The 2,049-nt window shown below is 60.6% G+C and carries 3 protein-coding genes; all 3 read right to left on the reverse strand.

Annotated elements, in window-relative coordinates; all coding sequences use genetic code 11:
• On the reverse strand, nt 1-452 hold a 452-nt coding region (locus AC1DLB_RS28505), incomplete at its 3' end, for a DAHL domain-containing protein (RefSeq protein WP_477786135.1).
• Nucleotides 453-623: 171 nt separating this feature from the next.
• On the reverse strand, nt 624-1,607 hold the full coding sequence (locus AC1DLB_RS28510; protein ID WP_477744315.1) for a zinc-dependent alcohol dehydrogenase family protein: 984 nt from the start codon (nt 1,605-1,607) through the stop codon (nt 624-626).
• Between the two features lie 34 nt (nt 1,608-1,641).
• On the reverse strand, nt 1,642-2,049 hold a 408-nt coding region (locus tag AC1DLB_RS28515; protein ID WP_477786136.1), incomplete at its 5' end, for a helix-turn-helix domain-containing protein.

The raw sequence follows: 2,049 nt of genomic DNA on the forward strand, positions 1-2,049 counted from the left end.
AGTTTGTCGTTGGAATCTTCCTGCAACACCCGAATGGCATCTTCCAGCGTAGGCAGGGCCTCGAATGCTGTTCGCAAGGCCGTGTTGTGCTGTTTGAATTGCTCAACCAACCGGGCTTTGTTTTCTACCGCTTCCAGATAACCCTGGCGTCGGGTTTGCCAAAGGGTCGGGAGCGGGCCGACAGCGTTGAGGCTATCGAGCTGTTGCCAGCGCTCTTCCGCTTCAGGCGGCGCCACCAGCAACAGGTTGTTGTTCATGCCGATTTTGGCTCGCAGGAGCTTCACGTTCCAATTGGCATCGTATTGCTTGAGTTGACGCACGAAGTCGCGCGACTCGAAGTAGGTCGATGTGTCGTACGAGTAGGATTTGATCAGCAAAAATATCAGTACGCTGAAGAGGGTCAGTGCAATGGCTGCCAAGGCAGACCATTTGTAATGATTAGAAATCTGCATGGCGGCATTCCTCCCTGATACAGGCTGTCCTGAGAGAGAGAGGCTGCCAACCGTCAATTAATTCCATTTTTTGCGCTCCCTGCAGAATGACGAGGCATCGCCACGTCATCCGTAAGCCTAGCGTTGTTGGTGGACGGTGCCGGAAAAAACACCGAACGGCAGGGGCGAGCGTCAGGGGACGAGCACGATCGCCCCTTTGACCTGACCGGCCCGCAGGCTTGCCAGCGCCTGATTGGCATCGTCCAGGGCAAAACAGGTGACGTCGCTGTGCACGGGCGTATGGCGCAGTTCGGCAAAAAACGCGGTGCCGTCTTCGCGGGTCAGGTTCGCCACCGAGCGGACGCTGCGTTCGCCCCACAACAGTCGATAGGGGAAGCTGGGGATGTCGCTCATGTGGATGCCTGCGCAAACCACACAACCGCCCTTGACTGTGGCTTCCAGCGCCAGTGGCACCAGTGCACCGACAGGGGCGAAGATCAGGCTGGCGTCGAGCGGATGCGGTGGCGGCTGATCCGAGGAACCTGCCCACACGGCGCCCAGCGTCCTGGCATAAGCCTGGCCCTCGCTGTCGCCCGGTCGAGTGAAGGCGTACACCTGCTGTCCTCGGCCCCGCGCCACCTGAATCGCCAGATGCGCTGCCGCACCGAAGCCATAGAGGCCCAGGTGACGTGCACCTTTGGCCATTTGCAGGGCGCGAAAACCGATCAGCCCGGCACACAGCAGCGGTGCGGCTTCGGTGGCCGAGATCGCGTCCGGGAGGGGGAAACAGAAGTGGGCATCGGCAACCGTGTAGTCGGCATAACCGCCATCCCGATGACAGCCGGTGAACTGTGCCCGGTCGCAGAGGTTTTCACGGCCCGAGCAGCAAAACGTGCACTCACCGCACGTCCAGCCAAGCCAGGGAACGCCGACGCGCTTGCCGACCCAGTCGGGCGAAACGTCGCCACCCACCGCTGTCACTTCACCGACGATTTCATGGCCCGGCACCCGCGGCAGCACTGCTTGCGGCAGTTCACCGTCCACCAAATGCAGGTCGGTGCGGCACACGCCACAGGCCAACACCTTGATCAACAGTTGCTGCGCGCCGGGCTGCGGCACGGGACGTTCTTCCCGTTGCAGCGGCTGGCCGGGGGCATGCAGAACCATGGCGCGCATGACGATTCTCCAAAAGCCGATGCACCGCAAGGCGTTACAGGGGGGATTCCCGGTGGCAGCCGGCGACCAGTTGCTTGAGCCCGTCCAGATTCAGCACTTTGACGTTACGCCCGGAAATCTCGACCAGTTCCGAGTCCCGTAGATGAGCGATGCCCCGACAGATGGTTTCCAGGCGCAGGCCCAGATAGGAGCCGATCTCTTCGCGACGCATTTTCAGTACAAAGTCTCTGGACGAGTAACCCCGAATGCTCAACCGTTGCGACAGGTTCAGGAGGAAGGCGGCCAGGCGTTCATCGGAGTTCATGTTGCCCATCATCATCAGCAGGTTGTGCTCACGGACGATTTCCCGGCTCAGGATCTTGTTCATGTTGTGCTGCAACGAGGGCAGCTCCAGGGCGAGTTTCTCCAGTTGGGCGAAGTTGAAGGGGCAGACTTCGCTGTC

It is taken from the genome of Pseudomonas sp. 05N434, from assembly GCF_056396965.1.

Coding starts and splice junctions, on each gene's coding strand:
- AC1DLB_RS28510 (WP_477744315.1), bottom strand. CDS start 1,607: ATGCGCGCCATGGTTCTGCATGCCCCCGGCCAGCCGCTGCAACGGGAA.